Genomic DNA, 17,203 nt, shown 5'->3' on the forward strand with positions numbered 1-17,203 from the left:
GCGCTCAGTCGAGCCCCGGGACCGGAGCGCCGGAAGGCACTCCGGCCTCGATGTAACCGCGGTAGATCTCCTTCCAGGACGCTCCGGCCCCGGTGTGCGGGCCCTCGGGGCGCTCCCCGCGGGCCTTCGCGTCGAGCGCGGCGAGGCACACCTCCCAGCCCGCGCCGTTGCGCGCGGCGGTGTTCTCGGCGGCGAGGACGTCGGTGAGGGTGAAGTGCGTGCGCTTCTCGTCGAGGGCTTCGAGGTCGAAGTGCAGCTCGTCGCCGCCCCATGCGAAGGAGAGGTGCCGCGGCGCGTCGACCGCGATGACCCGACCCGTGGACTCCGCCATGTTGGGGTCGCCGCTGAACTTGATGGTGCCGCCGGGCCGCAGCTCGATCTCGGCGCGGGACGGGAACCACTGGGCGAGCTCGTCGGGGTCGGTCACGAACTGCCAGACGCGGTCGACGGGGTGGTCGTAGGTCCGGCTGAAGCGGACGGCGGGGCGGCCGTCGTCGAGCGTGAGGTAGGTGCCGGTGAGGGCGGTGGGTTCTGCGGACATGGTGGCTCAGCCCTTCGGGGAGAGGTCTTCGTGGTCGTCCGACGGCTCCCCCGCCGCCTCGTCCAGGCGACGGCCGAGGGCGTCGAGGCTCTCGTTCCACAGCTTCCGGTACGGGGCCAGCCAGGCGTCGAGCTCAGCGATCGGGGCCGGGTCGAGCGCGTAGACACGGCGTTGCGCGTCCTGTCGTACCCGCACGAGCCCCGCGTCGCGCAGCACCCGCAGATGCTTCGAGGTGCTCGGCTGGCTCAGACCGCACGCCTCGACGATCTCACCGACGGCCCGTGGCCGCTCCAGGAGCAGCGCGACGATGGCGCGCCGGTGGGGGTCGGCGAGTGCGGCCCAGAGGGAGGCATCGGACATGGGTTCAATATGCCTCGACAGTTATATGCCCGTCAAGGAATGGAAGAGCGAGCCAGCCCACTTAGCGAAACTTTGCCGTTTCGCTGAAAGGGGTCTAGTCTCGATCCATCGATGTGTACGAAACCGTTTCGTTTACGTGCACGTAATCCTGAGCGACTTTCCCTGGAGTGGTTCTCCCATGTCTCAGACCGTGGCAGAAGGCACCCGCGCGGGTGCCGTGGACGCGCAGCCCGCAGAGGCGTCGAAGCGGCGCTGGTGGATCCTCGCCATCATCGGCATCGCCCAGCTGATGGTGGTGCTCGACGCCACCATCGTGAACATCGCCCTGCCGTCCGCCCAGGCGGACCTGGGCTTCTCCGACGGCAACCGGCAGTGGATCGTCACCGCGTACTCACTGGCCTTCGCCTCACTGCTGCTGCTCGGCGGCCGCATCGCCGACCTCTTCGGACGCAAGTCCGCCTTCCTGGTCGGCGTCACCGGATTCGCCGCGGCCTCCGTGCTGGGCGGCGTCTCGACCAGCTTCGGAATGCTGGTCACCGCCCGTGCCCTGCAAGGTGTCTTCGGCGCGCTGCTCGCACCCGCCGCGCTCTCGCTGCTGAACACGACGTTCACCGACGCCAAGGAACGCGCCAAGGCGTTCAGCGTGTACGGCGCGATCGCCGGCGCCGGCGGTGCGGTGGGCCTGCTGCTCGGCGGTGTGCTGACCGACGCGCTCGACTGGCGCTGGACGCTGTTCGTCAATGTCATCTTCGCGGTCGTCGCCTTCGCCGGCGGCTGGATACTGCTGAGCAACCACCGTGACGCCGCGAACTCCAAGCTGGACCTGCCGGGCACGCTGCTGGTCTCCACCGGTCTCTTCGCCCTGGTCTACGGCTTCTCCAACGCCGAGACGCACGACTGGAGTTCGCCCGCCACCTGGGGCTTCCTGATCGCGGGCGGAATCCTGCTGACCGCGTTCGCCTGGTGGCAGACCCGTGCCAAGCACCCGCTGCTGCCGATGCGCGTGCTGCTCGACCGCAATCGCGCCGCGTCGTTCGTCACCGTCCTGATCACCGGCGCGGGCATGTTCGGCGTCTTCCTCTTCCTCACCTACTACCTGCAGCTGAACCTGGGCTTCAGCCCGACCAAGACGGGTGTGGCGTTCCTGCCGATGATGGCGGCCCTGATGATCATGGCGCAGGTCTCCACCACGATCCTGGTGCCGCGGATCGGGCCGAAGGCCGTGATCCCCGCGGGCTTCGCACTGGCGGCGGTCGGCATGGCGTGGCTGACCGGCATCGGCATCGGATCGTCCTTCTCGACCGCCGTCCTGCCGCAGCTGCTCCTGATCGGCGCGGGACTCGGCATCGTGATGCCGCCCGCCATGTCGCTGGCCACCAGCGGGATCGCACCCGAGGACGCCGGTGTCGCGTCCGCGACCGTCAACACCATGCAGCAGGTGGGTGGTTCGATCGGTACGGCACTGCTGAACACCCTGGCCGCGAGCGCCGCGACGAGCTATCTGTCCGGCAAGGACGCGACCGACAAGCTGGTCCAGGCCCAGTCGACGATCGAGAGCTACACCACCGCCTTCTGGTGGTCGGCGGGCTTCTTCGTGGCGGGCGCGGCGATCGCCTTCCTGCTCTACCGCCGCGGAAAGCTGGAGCAGGACCCGGACGCCGCACCGGTCGTCCACATGTGATCACGCGCTGACCTCATGTGATCACTTCCAGGCCGAGGGGCCGCCGTCTGCAGGGAGACGGCGGCCCCTCATCCATTCTCGATTGCAGCTGCCTCATCCGTTTCCGGTGGCGGGCCGTCGCGTTCGTTTCCGGTAGCGGGCCGTCGCGGCGGCGAGGCGGGCCTGCTGGGCCAGCTCGTTCTGGGGTACGGCGGGCCGGTACACGACGAGCGCCCGGTGCCGCTTCTCCAGCCTCAACCCAGCAGGTGTGTCGGCTACTTCACCGTCGTACGCGAGGGTGTCCGTGCCGGTGAGATCCTCCAGCTCGACCCAGGGGACGTGTGCGGCGCTGTAGACCCGGGAGCGGCCCAGCGCCCCGGCGAGCGCGGCGGCGATGACGCGGGTGCGGGCGAGGCGGTGGTCGCCGTCGACCAGGCGCAGGTCGAGCAGTCCGTCGTCCAGGCGCGGCCGGAAGGCAGGGGCGAAGCCCTCGGGGACGTACCGGCCGTTGCCCGCGAAGAGCAGCCACAGCCGGCGGCGGCGCCCGTTGACGCTCAGCTCGATGGGGGTCGCGGTGCGCAGCACCCGGACGAGGGCGAGGGCCGCGGCGGGCCACTTGCCCCAACGCTCCTCCAAGTGCTCGCGGAGCCGGACGAGTTCGGGATACAGGCCGATGCTGAACGTGTTGAGGAACAGCACGCCGTGTCCGGTCCCCGATCGCGCCACGCCGATGTCCACGGCCACCGCCTCGCCCCGGGCGACCGCGACGGCGGTGTCCTCGAAGTCCGGTACGCCCACGTCCAGCGCGAAGTGGTTGAGGGTGCCGCCGGGGAACACCGCCAGCGCGAGCCCTCGTTCGGCCGCCGCGCGGGCCGCCGCGTTGACGCTGCCGTCGCCTCCGCACACGCCCAGCGCGCCGCCCGTCCGCGCGGCCCGGTCCACCGCCTGGGCGAGCAGCGCGGCGAAGTCCTCGCCGGGGCCGCGCTCGATCAGCTCGGCCTCGGGCAGCAGGGCGCGCAGCCGCTCGGCGGGCGGCAGCGGCGCGCCGGGTGCGCCGCTGCCGGCCCGGCTGTTGACGAAGACGACCAGCCCCTTGCCACCGGGCAGTGCGGGCGCGTGGGCCGCGGGCCGTTCCCGCTCGGGGGCGGCGTGGCGCGGCGGCCACCAGCGGCAGGTGAGCGCGGCGGCACCGGCGCCGATCGCCATCCCGGCCAGCACGTCTCCGGGGTAGTGCACGCCCACGTAGACACGCGAAAGGGCGACCACGGCGGCGAACGGCGCGACCATCGCCCCGTAGCGGGTGGACTCCAGGGCAACTCCGGTGGCGAAGGCCACGGCCGAGGCCGAGTGCCCCGAGGGGAAGGACGTGGTGTGCGGCTGCCGGGTCAGATGGCGGATCTGCGGGACGAGGTCCAGCAGGGGGCGGGGGCGCCGGGTGCTCCATTTCACGACCGTGTTGACGGTCAGCGAGGCCAGCGCGAGCGAGCCCACCCCGCGCAGGGCCGCCCGCCTGGCCGTGCGGCCGCCGAAGAACGCGAGACCGGCGGCCGCGCCCAGCCACAGCCGCCCGTGGTCGGCGGAGTGGCTCAGCCGCCGCAACGCCGGATCGGCCCCGGGCACCCGAGCTCCCGCCACCCGCACGAACAGCCGCTGGTCCAGCTCACCGAATACGCCCATGCTCCATCGCTACGGTGCCGGGCCCGCGTCGGCATCCCGGGCGACTCGGACCGGTGACGGGGCTGGTCCGGGCGGCGCAGGTTCACAGACCGCCGCACGGCCGCCATGGTGGGCGTATGCGCAGATCAGCAGCGGCGCTCGGCAGCTCGCTCTTCCTCGCGCTCGCCCCCGGCACCGTGGCCGTCCTCGTCCCCTGGTGGCTGACCGGCCGGCGGGCCGGTCACTGGTGGCCGCCCGTCCGCGCGCTGGGCCTGGTGCCACTGGCGGCGGGTGCGGCGGTGCTGCTGTCGGCCTTCGTACGGTTCGTCGCCGAGGGTCTCGGCACCCCGGCGCCGGTCGCGCCCCCGGAGCATCTCGTCGTGGGCGGGCTGTACCGGCATGTACGCAATCCGATGTACGTCGCGGTCGTCGCGTCGATCGCCGGGCAGGCCCTGCTGCTCGCACGGCCGGTGCTCCTGGCGTACGGCGCGATCGCCGGACTCGCGATGTGGGCGTTCGCGCGGTGGTACGAGGAACCCGAACTCGCCGAGAGATTCGGCGCGGAGTACGAACACTACCGGCGAGCCGTGCCCGGATGGTGGCCCAGGCTCCGCCCCTGGCGCGGCCCCGGCTGACGCGGGCGTGCCGCGGCAACACCGGGGTAATGGGGAGGACATGCGAGTCAGTGTGGTGGACGTGGGGTCGAACACGGTGCGGCTGGTGGTGGCGGACGCCGAGGGCGGGATACCGCTGCCGGTGCACACCGCCAAGTGGCAGCTGCGGCTGTCCGCGCAGATGGGGCACGGGGCTCCGATCCCGGACGAGGCCGTGGAGCAGCTGGTCGAGGCGGTGCGCGCGGCGGGCACTACGGCCCAACGGTGGGGCGCGGCGGGCCCGTTGGCCTTCGCGACCGCCGTGGTGCGCAGCGCGCCGAACCGTCAGGAGGTACTGCGGACCGTTCGGGCCCGGACCGGTATACGGCTGTGCACACTGCCGGGTGAGGTGGAGGCCGAGCTCACCTTCCTCGGGGCGCGCCGCTGGATGGGCTGGCGCTCGGGGCCGCTGGCGCTCCTCGACATCGGCGGCGGCTCGCTGGAGGTGGCCTTCGGCCGGGGCCGGCTGCCGGACTTCGTGGCCTCGCTCCCGCTCGGTGCGGGGCGGCTGACCCGTGAGTTCTTCGCGGGGCAGGACCCGCCGTCGCCGGACAGCGTCAGGGCGCTGCGCCGCACGGTACGCCACCAACTGCGGGACGTGGCCGCACGGATCCGCTGGGAGGGGCCGCGCACCGCCGTGGCGACCTCACGGACCTTCCAGCAGCTGGCCCGGCTGTGCGGGGCGGCGCCCGGACGCCAGGGTCCTTTCGTGGAACGGGAGTTACGCCGAACGGACCTGCGCGACTCGCTCGACCGGCTCTCCCGTCTCACGGCAGCCGAACGCGCCCTGCTCCCGGGCATCTCGGCGCCGCGGGCCGCCCAGAGCCTGGCCGGTGCGATGGTCGGGCACACGGCGATGAAGCTGACCGGACTCAAGACGGTCTCCATCTGCCCCTGGGCGATCCGCGAGGGTGTGCTGCTGCGGCACATCGAGGACGGCGATTCCTGGTGGGCGGACATCATCCGGCACAGCGACGAGGCCGCGCCCACGGGCGGGGCACCCCTGCGCCTGGCGACTCCGGCGCATCCTCTGGAACAGGGCCGATTGGGGCAGTACCGCATCCAAATGTCAACACCTTCATCCCCTAGTTCACCCGGTCAGGTGAACTAGATCTTGAGGGCGGTGCCATACGGATGTTTCCGGCCATGCGGGGTAGCTACCGAGATCGAATAGCCCCTCCCCCGTCGAGGTGGTGCCGCTATGCCGCCGGAGTCCCGCGACCGAGCCGCCGAGCCGACCGAGGGCTCGGCCGCCGGACCCGGGCTCCCTCAGACCAACCCCTGCGCCCACAGCCATCCGCACGGCCCGTACACCGTGGTCGAGGTCTCGGGCGAGATCGACATGGCGACGGCGGGTTCCCTGGCCGAGCATCTGTCGGCCGCCACCGCTCGCGCCGAGCCGGATGTCCTGGTCGACCTGCGCCGGGTCGACTTCTTCGACTGCTCGGGCCTGCGGGTGCTGTGCCGCGCCGACACGCGGGCGCGGGAGCGCGGCGGACGCCTGCGCATCATCTCCGACCGGCCCCGCATCCACCGCCTCCTGCGCGCCTCGGGCCTGCTCAACCGCTTTCCGCCACTGCCGGAACTTCCTCCTCCGTCCCGTCCGGAAAGCGGATCAGCACCCCGCCCTCGGCCGTGACCCGGGCGTCCGCCCCGGTGACCGCGGTCGCGGAATCGTCACCGAGCACCACCAGCGTGACGAGCACGTGCACACCGCCTTGGTGAACAGGCAGCAGAAGATGGGGAGTTGCCGACCAGGCTCCATAGGCGTTGGCCTCCCGGGCCCGCGCGACCGCACCGGGTCGTGAAGCGTCCCACCCGTACAGGCCGACGACCGCACTCGCCGGCCCGTCCGGGCGCCGCGCCCGCGCCCACCCCGGCCCCACGCTCTCCTCCAACGGCCCGGCGTCATCGGCCAGCGCCCACCCCCCTTCTCGTACGACCGCACCACCCGGCCCGTCCACCCGGTGCACCCGTATCTCCCACGGCCCGCGCACCACACTCGTCGTCTCGATGCGATGCCCCTGCCCCTGCCCCGGCAGGAACGCCGTGTGCCAGGAGGCCGCTCGGCACCCGGTCGCGCCCAGGGGATGGATCCGGCCGCGCTGGGACGCCGTGCCGTCGGCCGCGACCAGGGCGATGTGGTTGTCGATTCCCGCGCCCACGGTGTCGGGAGCCGCCGCAGACGCATACGCGAACTTCGAGTAGTGCGGGCTGTCCTCGTCCGCCGTGGGGGGTGGCGGCAGCCGGTCGCTGCCGTGGTTGACCAGGCGGACGATGCCGTCGGCGGCGCTCGAATGCAGCAGCCAGCCCGGCGCGGGCAGCGCCAGGCAGGTGTCGGCCGTGTCGACCGGCCCGGGTTCCTCGGGGGCCGTCCACACGGGGTGGTCGGCGGGGAGCAGCAGCCCGAGGTATGCCTTGCTCGCCCAGTACGGGGAGGCGGGCCCCGAGTACTCCTGGGTGACCGGAAGGAAAGGGCGGTACCAGCCGAGGGACAGCAGTCCCCGCTCGTCGGGGACTCCGCGTTCGGCGAAGTGCTTGAGGGCTCCGGAGGCGAGGCGCCGGGTGAGGCCCGGAGCCAGCGGGGTCACGTCGGCGAGGGCGCCCGCCCACAGCGGGGCGGCGGCCGCGAACCGGTAGGTGAGGGAGCGGCCCTGGTGCACGGGAGCGCCGTCCGCACCGAAGAAGTACTGGTGGACACCGAGGAATTCGCGCAGCCGGGCGCGGTGCAGGGCCACCAGGTCCGGGTCGGCCCGAGGTCCCGCGATGCGCTCCCACAGGACCGGGTACAGGTGCAGGGCCCAGGCGTTGTAGTAGTCGAACTTCCGGCCGTCGCCGTCGGTGTACCAGCCGCCGCCCTGGTACCAGTCCCCCAGCCGCGCGAGCCCCGCGTCGATCTCGGCCCGGCTGTGCGGGGCGCCCACGGAGGCGAGGAACTCCTCGGTGATGACCTGGAAGAGCCGCCAGTTCGAGTCGTTGACCGTCGCGCCGATGAATCCGCCCATCCAGTCCGCGACCCGCTGACGTACGGCGTCGTCGAGGCGGTCCCAGATCCAGGGGCGCGTCTCGTGCAGGGCGATCGCGACGGACGCGGCCTCGACCATCGGCTGCCCCCGGTCGGTGACGGGCGGCCACCGTTCGGGGCTTTCCGGGTCCGTACCCGCGGCGAGCCCGGCCGCGTACCGCTCGATCAAGGCAGGAGAGACCCGCCCGCCGGAACCCGCGATGCGGAAGGCGGCGAGCAGGAACGACCGTGCGTAGCCTTCGAGCCCGTCGGACCAGGGCCCGGAGTGGCTGGCCCGGCCCGGTAGCCGGTACTGGGCCAGCCCCGGTGAGGCGTACGGGAGCAGGCCGTCCAGGAGCCGGTCGGCCGTCGCCTCCCAGTGGGCCCGGGTCCAGCCGGTGACGGGTGAGTTGGCGGGGTCGAGGGGCGGCAGGTGTGTCGGGACGGTGAGCGACACATGTGGTGCGGTCATACGGGGGCGGGTCCTCCGTGGTCTAAGCCCCGGGCGGGGGCGGCTGAACACTGTCGCGTACGACGATGTGGGTGCCGAGCAAGTGGTGGGTGTCGGCGGCGTGTTCGGGGTCGCGCAGGGCGATGCGGACGGCGGCGCGGCCGAGTTCCTCCGCGGGGGTGCGGACGGTGGTGAGCGGGGGGTTGAAGTCCTCGGCGAGCGGGATGTCGTTGTAGCCGACGACAGAGATGTCCTCGGGGACACGCAGCCCCGCGTCGGCGATGGCCCGCAGGGCTCCGGCGGCGACCATGTCGTCGCCGGCGAAGACGGCGGTGAAGCCCGGGGCACTGTGCGCGTCGGATGCGTTCTTCAGCAGCTCGGTCATCGCCCGAAGGCCCGCCGCCCGCCCCAGGCCGCAGTCGACGACATGGGCGGCCTCGGGTCCGAGGCCGTGTTCGGCGAGCGCGGCCCGGTATCCGGCGACACGTGCGTCGAGTGCCGTGTTGCCGGGCAGGCCGCCCAGGAACACGATTCTGCGGTGACCTGCCGACAGCAGGTGACTGGTGAGGGCACGGGCCCCGGCCTCGTTGTCGAACTCGACCACGAGCGCCGGGATGTCGGGGTCGGGGGCGGGCCGTCCGCACAGCACGAGCCGCGCGCCGGACGAGGCGAGGGCCTGCGCGTAGTGAGCGACGCGCTCCCGGTAGGCGTCGTCCTCGACGACCCCGCCGACCAGGATCACCAGGCGGGCGCCCTCCTCGCGCATCAACTGGACGAATTCCAGCTCGCGCCCGGGGTCACCGCCGGTGGTCCCGACCAGGCAGAGCCAGCCGCGGGACGCCGCCTCCGCCTCGACCCCCTCGGCCACCTGCGCGTAGAACGGGCTGGTGACCTGCCGCAGTACGACGGCGACCATCTTGCGGCCGCCGCCGACCAGAGCGCGGGCATGCGCGTTGGCGACGTAGTCGAGGTCGCGGGCCGCGCGCAGCACCCGGGCCCGCGTGGACGCCGGCACCGGGTGGTTGCCGCTGAGCACCCGAGAGACCGTGGCCATGGACACACCGGCCCGCTCGGCCACCTCGCGGATCGTGACCCGCCCCTTCGACGCCATCTCGCTCCCCATCCCCCGCGCTCCCTCGACCGGCCTCGCCACCTCAGGTGTTGGCGGCGTAGTCCTTGGCGAATTCCTCGGCCATTCTGTCGCCGCCGCGGGAGCGCCATTTCTTCACGGCCCCGTCGAGTTCGGACAGCGGGGTACGGCCCGCGATGACGCCGGTGACGGTGTCGTCCATCAGTGCCCTGAGCGTGGTGCCCTGGGAGGTGTAGATCGCGGACTGCAGTCCGAAGGAGGCGTTGCGGATCGCGACCGGTACGACCTTCTGCTGCCAGGAATGCAGGGCCTGTACGGCCGCGGGCATGCCCGGTACGAACAGCACCTGGGGGCCCTCGGCGAGGTACTTCAGGGGCAGGTTGGTGTTGTTCTCGACCTTGCCCAGCTCGGTGGCCTCGGGCGAGCCGTCCTTGCCGCGGGTGAAGTGGGTGCCCTCCAGGCCGTAGTGGACGAGCTCCCACTCCTTGCTGCCGAAGGGTGCGGCGAGGTAGTTCAGGATGCGGAGCAGGAGCTCGATGCGCTCCTTCTTCGCCTTCTTCAGGACGGTGTAACCGAACGAGCGGCGGGCCGCGACGATGCCGCCCGGCGTGCCGCCCACGCTGTACGGCAGCGCGGCGGCCGGTGTCAACAAGCCTTTGGAGTCGAGGTACTTGGGGAGATAGGCGCCGAAGCCGTCCTGCATGGAGCCGACGGTCCCGTTGAGGAAGAGGGTGGTCAGGTCCGGCTGGGACAGGGAGGTGGCGTCCGGGTGGTAGGAGCCGTTCTTGCGCAGCTGTGCCTGGTAGGCGACCGCCGCCGTGAAGCGCTCGTCGCCGTAGTTGGCGTGGAAGGTGCCGTCCTTGTCCACGGCCCAGCCCTGCGGAGCGTTGTGCGCCGCGGAGTGCACCGCGTTGCCGAAGAGTGAGCCGGTCGCCGCGCCCAGTGCGTACTTCTTGCCGCTGGTCCCCTTCTTCGCGACGGCGGCGAACTCCTCGGAGGTCCAGCCCTCCTTCATCCCGGCGTCGGTGAAGAAGCCCTGGTTGACCCAGAGGGTGGAGCCGGGCAGCGGGCGTTCGAGCGGGATGCCGTAGATCCGTCCGCCGATGCGGCCCATGTCGCGCCAGGCGTGGGTGGGGATGTTCGCGAGGTTGGGGTAGTCCTGGACGGCTTCGCCCGACAGGTAGGGGGTGAGGTCCTCGGCCCTGCGCTGCACGAACTGGGCCTCGCGGGGCAGCGTGAAGCCGGAGAACATGTTGATGATGTCGGGCAGCTCGCCCGGGTCGCCGGCCATCACCGTGGCCATCTTCTTCTGGTAGTCCGTCTGCGAGATGATCGTGTACTCGATCTTCACGCCGAGCGCTTTCTCCACGGCGGCCCAGAACTTGTTCGCCGAGGCCGGCTTGGGCGGCGTACCGAAGGTCACCGACATGACCTTGACGGTGGAGCCGTCGCCCGGCGTGCGCGAGACCGCGGTGACCAGGTCGGAGGGGTAGGCCGTGTACCCGGCCTGGACGCCCGCGTCGGTGGGCGCGAGGCCGGGCTTCGGTCCGGCGAACGCCTTGTACGCGGGCCAAGGGGCCAGCTTCTTCCCGGCGTTGGAGACGTCGCCGTCGCCCGAGCCGGTCGAGCAGGCGGTCAGTACGCCGGGCGCGGCGATCGCGGCGCCGCCGACGGCTATCGAGCGCAGCAGGGTGCGCCGGGACAGGGAGGGCATGGGAAACCGACCTTTCGTAGCGCGGCTCTTGATGTGTTGTCAGCTCTTGATGGCGCCCGTGAGCACGCCCTTGGTGAAGTACTTCTGGAGGAAGGGGTAGACAAGCAGGATCGGCACGGTGGCGATCACCAGGACCGCCATCTGGATGGTCTGCGGCGCGTTGACAGTGCCCTCGCCGACGGTGGTGTCGGTGAGTCCGGAACCTGCCACCACGTAGGTGCGCAGCACCTGTTGGAGCGGCCAGTGGCCGCTCTCCAGGTAGAGGGAGGCGTAGAACCAGGAGTTCCAGTACGCCACCGCGTAGAAGAGGCCGACGACGGCGAGGGCCGCCTTCGACAGCGGCAGCACGACCGACCACAGCACCCGCCAGTCCCCCGCCCCGTCGAGCCGTGCGGCCTCGTACAACTCCTCCGGGATCGCCTGGAAGAAGCCGCGCAGGACGACGAGATTGAAGACGTTGACCAGCACGGGCAGGATCAGCGAGCCGTAGGAGTCGAGGAGTCCGAGCTCTTTCACCAGCAGAAAGCTCGGGATCATGCCCGGCGGGAAGAGGAAGGTGAACAGGACCAGGAGCAGGACGGGTTTGCCGCCGAAGACGCGGGGGCGGGAGAGGGCGTAGGCGAGGGTGACGGTGCAGACGAGGCTGAGCAGGGTGCCGATGAACGTGACGCCCGCGCTGACGCCGAGGGCATGGGTGACGATGCCGCCGTCGAGGATGTCGCGGTACGCCTTGAGGGTGGGGTGCTGCGGCCAGAGCACCCAGCCGCCGTTCGCCACCACCTCGCGCTGCGAGGCGAGCGAGGTCGACAGGATCACCAGGAAGGGCACGCAGACCAGCAGGACGACCGCGGTCAGTGCGAGGGCCTTGGCGGCCTGGGTGGCGGGCCTGGGCTTCTCCATCCAGCCGGGCCGTACGTGGGCGCTCACCGGTAGACCCCCTGTTCGCCGAGGCGATGGGCGACCTTGTTGGCCGCGTAGACGAGCAGGGCGCCGATGACACCCTTGAACAGGCCCGCGGCGGCGGCGAATCCGTAGTCGCCGCCGACGATGCCCTGGTAGTAGACGAAGGTGTCGATGATCTCGGCGGCCTGCGGGCCCACCGCGTCGCGCTGGAGCAGCATCTGCTCGAAGCCGACGGAGAGGATGTCGCCGAGCCGCATGATGAGCAGCAGCACGATCACCGGGCGGATGGCGGGCAGCGTGACGTGCCAGAAGCGCCGCCAGGGGCCCGCGCCGTCGATGGCGGCGGCCTCGTACTGCTGCTCGTCGACCTGGGAGAGCGCGGCGAGGAAGATGATCGTGCCCCAGCCGGCGTCCTTCCAGATCACCTGGGCCACGACGAGCGGTTTGAAGGCGTCGGGGTTGCCGATGATGTCGACGGTGTGCAGGCCCGCGTCGCCGAGATAGCCGTTCACCATGCCGGTGTCGCCCAGGACTTGCTGGAACAGGGCGACGACGATCACCCACGAGATGAAGTGCGGCAGATACGCCACCGACTGCACGAAGCGGCGAACGGTGCTCCAGGTGAGGCTGTGCAGCAGCAGGGCGAGCGCGAGCGGGACGGGGAAGTAGAAGACGAGCTGGAGGACCGCGATCCAGAGGGTGTTGAGGACCGCGTCCCAGAACTCGCCGTCCTCGAACATCCGTTGGAAGTTGTCGAGGCCCACCCATCGGCTGCCCCAGATGCCGTCGAAGGGCACGTAGTCCTTGAACGCGATGACGTTGCCGAGCAGCGCCCCGTAGTGGAACACCAGGAAGTACGCCAGCCCGGGCAGCATCAGCAGGAACAGCGCCCGGCTGCCGCGCCTCTGAAAACGTTTTAGTCCCGGACGCATCCCGGCCGGGCGGCGGCGAGAAGGGTCCGCTGCCTCCGTACCTGCACGCTCCCGCAACACTGCGGCCACGGAGCCTCCTCACCTCTGACTGTCGGGTGAGGGGAAATTAAAACGTTTCCAATGCGGGGTCAACACTTCTGACACAACGGGGAGTTGGCAGACGGATGCCGGGGGACGGCCGACGGCCCCACTCCGTCCGGCCGACCCCCGGTGCGAAATCACGCGGCTCCCCGCGACGGGGCTCGCGCTCCCCAGCTACGAGCCTCGATCGATGCTCACGAAGACCGCGCGATCCCGGTCCCTCAGAACGTGAAGACGGTCATCCCGTAGGAGTTCTTCACGCACTCGTTGGCGAAGGTGCGTTCGTACGCGACGCGCTTGCCCTGCCACACGCCCTCGACCGTGACGACCACCGGGTCGAACTGCTTGGTACAGCGAACCCCGTCTCTCACCGTCAGGGTGTTGAGGTCGCCACCGGTCGCGCGGAGTTCGGCACAGGCCTCGACGGCGGCGGGGTGGGTGCCGGAGGCGGTCGGGGCACAGTTCAGCGTGACCGCGCGTTCCGGAGTGACGGTGGCCGCGCCGGCACCGTGGCCCACGGTGAGCACCAGGGCCGAGGGGGCGTAGAGGCCGGACGGGCCGTGGCTCGGGGCTGCGAGGGCGGACCCGACGAGGGGTCCGCAGACGGCGGTGGCCGTCAGGGTGAGGGTTGCTGCCCAGTGCGCGGTGGTCGGCATTGTGTGCATCCTTCCGCTCGATCGAATGCGATACCGGCTCGGTTGAGTGCCGGTTCGGCGAGCGCGAGTCTGCCGACTCCGGACCGGAAACACACATCCAACCCACGGGTTTCAGTAACTTTGAGTGTTGAATCAGTGGCGTGAAGTTACGGAATTCGAACGCCCCATCCCCGGAACTGAGCGGTTGTTGATCGCCAGGAGCGCCCTCCTGGCCGGATTTCCCCGGCTCGGCAATAGGCCTGAAACATTCCGCTTCAGCCCGCGGCGGACCCCCTTGCACTCTCCCTGCAACGGAGTAATGGTGATTACATGATTACGACGGAGCAACGCGAGAAGCTGCGCGGCTGGTTCGCCGGCCGCCTGCCCGACGATCTCTTCGAGAACCTCGCGGAGGTGACGGTCGACCGTGAGGAGATCACCGTCGTCGGCCGCATCCCCGAGCCCCGGCTCGCCGAAGGCGCCTCGGACGCCGAGAAGGAGGCGGCCCTCCAGGCACGTATCCAGGAATTCCGCGAGCGCACCCGCGGGGACCGGGTCGCGGTGGCGCGCGAGGCGGAACACCGGTTCCGCAAGAAGGTCTCCTGGGGTGTGGAGTGCGGCGCCGAGCGCGCCCTGTTCACGCATATCGCCGCACCCGTGATGACCCGGCTGCGCCAGCCCGAGCGCCAGGTCCTCGACACCCTCATCGCCGCCGGTGTCGCCCGCAGCCGCAGCGACGCCCTCGCCTGGTGTGTGCGCCTCGTCCAGCGGCACACCGACGACTGGCTCACGGAGCTGCGGGACTCGCTGGAGCACGTGCAGCGGGTGCGCGCCCAGGGTCCGGACGCCGAACCGCAGGACGCCCCGGCCGACGAGGAGTGACACCGGAGCGGGAGTCCGCCCGACCCTGTGGAGCAATCGTCCAGCGGAGGAACGAAAGATGGATGATCCGTCCTCTGGCGCCGGCCCGACGCGCCGCCGTAGCGTCGGCTGACCCCCAAGGACGGCATCCGCTCACGCCGCATACCCCAGCGGCGACAACCGGCCATCCCTCCCTCCGCGCCACAACGCGCTCCACCGCCCGGCCCGGGTACAGGCACTTCGCTGGAGCACTCTTGTCCGACAACTCTCCGACCACCCCTCCCCCGTCTCTCACCGAGGTGGAGACCTACGGCGTCGAGCGCATCCCCGACGCGGACCGCACCGCGTCCCCGCTCGACCTCTTCCGGGTCGCCTTCGGCGGCGCGAACACCTTCTCCACCTGCGTTCTCGGGGCCTTCCCCATCCTCTTCGGCCTCTCCTTCTGGCAGGGGCTCGCGGCGACACTCCTCGGCGTCGTCGTCGGCGCGCTGATCCTGTGCCCGATGGCGGTGTTCGGCCCGGTCAACGGCACGAACAACGCGGTCGCCTCCTCCGCGCACCTGGGCGTGCACGGCCGGGTCGTCGGCTCGTTCCTGTCGCTGCTCACGGCCATCGCGTTCTTCTCGATCTCGGTGTGGAGCTCCGGCGACGCCCTGGTGGGCGGCGCGCACCGGCTGTTCGGCCTGGAGCGCAGCAACCTGTCGTACGTGGTGGCGTACGCGCTCTTCGGCTGCCTGGTCCTGGCGGTGTGCGTGTACGGGTTCCGGTTCATGCTGTTCGTCAACAAGATCGCGGTGACCTCGGCGACCGTGCTGTTCCTGCTCGGCGCGATCGCCTTCGCCGGTGACTTCGACCCGTCGTACGCCGGTGTCTTCACGTCCTCGGCCGACTCGGCGACGCAGGCGCTGTTCTGGCCCTCGTTCATCGGCTCGGCGTTGATCGTGCTGTCGAACCCGGTGTCCTTCGGCGCCTTCCTCGGCGACTGGTCGCGCTACATCCCGGCGAACGCGCCGCGCCGCAAGGTCGTCGGTGCCGCGTTCCTCTCCCAGATCGCGACCCTGCTGCCGTTCGTCTTCGGCCTGGCGACCGCGAGCATCATCGCCACCAAGGCCCCGAAGTACGTCGACCCGGCCGCCCCCGACTTCGTGGGCGGGCTGCTGGCCATCTCGCCGAGCTGGTTCTTCCTGCCGGTGTGTCTGCTCGCGCTGATCGGCGGTATGTCGACGGGTACGACGTCGTTGTACGGGACCGGGCTCGACTTCTCGTCCGTCTTCCCCCGCCTGTCGCGGGTCCAGGCGACGATGCTGGTCGGCGTGCTGTCGATCGCCTTCATCTTCATCGGGCGCTTCGGGTTCGACCTGGTGCAGTCCATCTCGACGTTCGCCACGATGATCATCACCTGCACCACGCCGTGGATGGTCGTGATGATCCTTGGCTTCTACACCCGGCGCGGCTGGTACGACCCGGACGCGCTCCAGGTCTTCAACCGCCGTCAGCGCGGCGGCCGTTACTGGTTCACGCACGGCTGGAACTGGCGGGGCATGACGGCCTGGTGGGTGGGCGCGGTGATCGGCGTGCTGTTCACCAACATCCCCGGGCAGTTCGTCGGCCCGCTGGGCGACCTGGCCAACGGCATCGACATCAGCCTGCCGCTGTCCCTCGCCGTCGCCGCCGTCCTGTTCCTCACGCTGCTGCGGCTCTTCCCCGAACCCCGGGCCGTGTACGGGCCCGAGGGTGCGCGGCTGGCCCGTACGCTCGATGTTCCCGTGCCCGCGATCACCGGACCCGGCGCGGAGCCCGACGGCGCGCCGCCCGTGCTCGCCGTCGAGGGGAACTGATGGAGTCCTGGATCGATCTGTCGGTGCCGCTGGTCACCGGGATGCCCGTCTATCCCGGTGACCCGCAGGTCGAGGTGGAGAGGGCGCTGCGGGTCGCCACCGACGGGGTCAACGTCCTGCGGCTGCACATGGGTTCACAGTCCGGGACGCATGTGGACGCGCCCTACCACGTGGACTCGGCATGGCCCACGCTGGACGCCGTGCCGCTCGACCGCTTCGCCGGACCGGCGGTGGTGGCCGACGTCCGGGGCCTCGCGGCCGGGACGCCGATCACCCCCGACCTGCTCGCACCCGCGCTCAGTCGTCTCCGCCTCCAACCGGGCGCGATCCTGCTGCTCGCCACCGGCTGGTCGGCGTACTGGGGCGAGGACCAGTACCTCGCCCACCCCTGGCTCACGCCGGAGGCGGCGCAGATGCTCGTCAACGCGAGCGTGCGCACGGTCGGAGTGGACGCGCTGAGCGTGGATCCCACCGGTGGCATCGACCTTCCCGCCCACCGTGTGCTGTGCGGCGCGGGGGGCGTGATCGCCGAGAACCTGACCGGTCTCGACCACGTCGCCGACGCTCAGGCCGCGGGGTACTCGGTCGAGGTGTTCCTGTTTCCCCTGCGCATTCCGGGGTCAGACGGTGCGCCGGTCCGGGCGATGGCCCGCATCGGGGGCCGGGTGGGGTACGCGTAGGGGCATGGCGGATGGTTGTCGCCCCGGCCGCCCCTCGTCCTCAAACGCCGGACGGGCTGGAGACAGCCCGTCCGGCGTTTGGGGACAAGGACGGCAGGGCTATCGCGGGGGGCCGGGGGCGGAGCCCCCCGGGAGGGGGAGGGG

15 protein-coding genes and 1 pseudogene are annotated in these 17,203 nt (G+C 71.1%); 7 read left to right on the top strand and 9 right to left on the bottom strand.

Annotation, left to right across the window (positions count from 1 at the left end; all coding sequences use genetic code 11):
* Positions 1-4: 4 nt before the first annotated feature.
* Together ACZ4WS_RS30330 and ACZ4WS_RS30335 are read right to left on the bottom strand one after the other, a co-directional pair.
* A complete protein-coding gene (locus tag ACZ4WS_RS30330) occupies positions 5-541 on the bottom strand; it encodes an SRPBCC family protein (protein WP_467985426.1) in 537 nt (178 codons plus the stop codon).
* A gap of 6 nt (positions 542-547) precedes the next feature.
* Positions 548-901: an ArsR/SmtB family transcription factor gene (locus tag ACZ4WS_RS30335; RefSeq protein ID WP_467985428.1), complete on the bottom strand. Its 354-nt coding sequence runs from the start codon at positions 899-901 to the stop codon at positions 548-550.
* Positions 902-1,079: 178 nt separating this feature from the next.
* Here ACZ4WS_RS30335 and ACZ4WS_RS30340 point away from each other — a divergent pair, with 178 nt between their 5' ends.
* Positions 1,080-2,582, top strand: coding sequence for an MFS transporter (locus ACZ4WS_RS30340; protein ID WP_467985430.1), 1,503 nt, complete (start codon positions 1,080-1,082; stop codon positions 2,580-2,582).
* A gap of 93 nt (positions 2,583-2,675) precedes the next feature.
* Here the strand turns inward: ACZ4WS_RS30340 and ACZ4WS_RS30345 are convergent, their stop codons facing one another.
* On the bottom strand, positions 2,676-4,238 hold the full coding sequence (locus ACZ4WS_RS30345) for a phosphatase PAP2 family protein (protein WP_467985431.1): 1,563 nt from the start codon (positions 4,236-4,238) through the stop codon (positions 2,676-2,678).
* A 116-nt stretch (positions 4,239-4,354) separates the two neighbouring features.
* On the opposite strand from ACZ4WS_RS30345, the gene ACZ4WS_RS30350 reads away from it, so the two are divergent.
* From ACZ4WS_RS30350 to ACZ4WS_RS30360, 3 genes and pseudogenes are all read left to right on the top strand, one after another.
* Positions 4,355-4,852, top strand: a complete 498-nt coding sequence (locus ACZ4WS_RS30350; RefSeq protein ID WP_467985432.1) for a methyltransferase family protein — start codon at positions 4,355-4,357, stop codon at positions 4,850-4,852.
* 40 nt (positions 4,853-4,892) lie between these two features.
* A pseudogene (locus ACZ4WS_RS30355) lies at positions 4,893-5,897 on the top strand (Ppx/GppA family phosphatase); the annotation flags it as partial.
* Positions 5,898-6,071: 174 nt separating this feature from the next.
* The gene (locus tag ACZ4WS_RS30360; protein ID WP_467985434.1) at positions 6,072-6,509 is read left to right on the top strand and encodes an STAS domain-containing protein; all 438 of its coding nucleotides are present in this window, start codon (positions 6,072-6,074) and stop codon (positions 6,507-6,509) included.
* Here the strand turns inward: ACZ4WS_RS30360 and ACZ4WS_RS30365 are convergent.
* The 6 genes from ACZ4WS_RS30365 to ACZ4WS_RS30390 form a co-directional block, all read right to left on the bottom strand.
* A complete protein-coding gene (locus ACZ4WS_RS30365; RefSeq protein WP_467985436.1) occupies positions 6,430-8,346 on the bottom strand; it encodes a DUF2264 domain-containing protein in 1,917 nt (638 codons plus the stop codon). The two genes, ACZ4WS_RS30360 and ACZ4WS_RS30365, sit on opposite strands and share 80 nt — an antisense overlap.
* A 22-nt stretch (positions 8,347-8,368) precedes the next feature.
* Positions 8,369-9,436, bottom strand: a complete 1,068-nt coding sequence (locus ACZ4WS_RS30370; protein ID WP_467985466.1) for a LacI family DNA-binding transcriptional regulator — start codon at positions 9,434-9,436, stop codon at positions 8,369-8,371.
* 43 nt (positions 9,437-9,479) lie between these two features.
* On the bottom strand, positions 9,480-11,129 hold the full coding sequence (locus tag ACZ4WS_RS30375) for a type 2 periplasmic-binding domain-containing protein (RefSeq protein WP_467985438.1): 1,650 nt from the start codon (positions 11,127-11,129) through the stop codon (positions 9,480-9,482).
* 39 nt (positions 11,130-11,168) lie between these two features.
* The gene (locus ACZ4WS_RS30380; RefSeq protein ID WP_467985440.1) at positions 11,169-12,056 is read right to left on the bottom strand and encodes a carbohydrate ABC transporter permease; all 888 of its coding nucleotides are present in this window, start codon (positions 12,054-12,056) and stop codon (positions 11,169-11,171) included.
* On the bottom strand, positions 12,053-12,907 hold the full coding sequence (locus ACZ4WS_RS30385; RefSeq protein WP_467985441.1) for an ABC transporter permease: 855 nt from the start codon (positions 12,905-12,907) through the stop codon (positions 12,053-12,055). Before ACZ4WS_RS30385 ends, ACZ4WS_RS30380 begins: the two co-directional genes overlap by 4 nt.
* 359 nt (positions 12,908-13,266) lie before the next feature.
* Positions 13,267-13,701, bottom strand: coding sequence for a protease inhibitor (locus tag ACZ4WS_RS30390; protein WP_467985443.1), 435 nt, complete (start codon positions 13,699-13,701; stop codon positions 13,267-13,269).
* Between the two features lie 309 nt (positions 13,702-14,010).
* Between ACZ4WS_RS30390 and ACZ4WS_RS30395 the strand changes: the two genes are divergently transcribed.
* The 3 genes from ACZ4WS_RS30395 to ACZ4WS_RS30405 all read left to right on the top strand — a co-directional run bounded on the left by ACZ4WS_RS30395 (position 14,011) and on the right by ACZ4WS_RS30405 (position 17,059).
* The gene (locus ACZ4WS_RS30395) at positions 14,011-14,562 is read left to right on the top strand and encodes a hypothetical protein (protein WP_467985445.1); all 552 of its coding nucleotides are present in this window, start codon (positions 14,011-14,013) and stop codon (positions 14,560-14,562) included.
* A gap of 233 nt (positions 14,563-14,795) precedes the next feature.
* On the top strand, positions 14,796-16,379 hold the full coding sequence (locus ACZ4WS_RS30400) for a purine-cytosine permease family protein (protein WP_467985446.1): 1,584 nt from the start codon (positions 14,796-14,798) through the stop codon (positions 16,377-16,379).
* Entirely contained in the window at positions 16,379-17,059 is a 681-nt protein-coding gene (locus ACZ4WS_RS30405; protein WP_467985448.1) for a cyclase family protein, read from the top strand. Before ACZ4WS_RS30400 ends, ACZ4WS_RS30405 begins: the two co-directional genes overlap by 1 nt.
* The last annotated feature ends 144 nt before the right edge of the window (positions 17,060-17,203 follow it).

Source organism: Streptomyces sp. NPDC029292 (assembly GCF_055569295.1).